This window comes from Vibrio sp. 1580 (assembly GCF_033340055.1).
The window spans coordinates 1-503 of the sequence record NZ_JAWOVT010000815.1 but is presented as its reverse complement, the minus strand read 5'-3'; the positions used below and the strand labels follow the sequence as shown (position 1 = coordinate 503).

The 503-nt window shown below is 41.0% G+C and carries 1 protein-coding gene; it reads right to left on the bottom strand.

Annotation, left to right across the window (positions count from 1 at the left end; all coding sequences use genetic code 11):
* The coding region (locus tag R7093_RS28540; protein WP_318147449.1) for a lipocalin family protein at nt 1-363 on the bottom strand (363 nt) is incomplete at its 3' end.
* Between the last annotated feature and the right edge of the window lie 140 nt (nt 364-503).

The following is a 503-nucleotide window of genomic DNA, read 5'->3' as shown; positions in this document are numbered from 1 at the left end:
GTTTTCTCCTAGCTCGAACACAATGTACGAAGAATAGAACGGGCCAAAAAATGAAACTTTAAGATGGCCGATGTTTTCATCTCCAACGAAATACGCTTTGCCTTCGGCTTGTGTCCACTTTTTATCTTCTTGCGAATAACCACGGTTGATAACCGTGACACCACCGTCTTCACGCAATTCGTATTCAGCCGTAACGTTAGAGAGGCCGCGCTCAAAGGAATGATCCAGTCGAGCGATTTCATACCATTTACCGAGGTAGGGTTGGAGTGCAAAGTTGTTTACAGGCTCAACATCATCTGGTTTTGACGTACAACCAAACATCGCGATCAAACATAACAACATCCATGCTTTTATAGATTTCATTTTTAACTCCAATAGCGATTACTCATTGATTTTACTCTATAAGATTGAAAATCGATCACAGACGAAAGATTTTAGAATCTCCGCAAGCCAACCCTTGTTCCTGATAACCTTGCAAAGCTTCAAAAACATTGAAATGACTG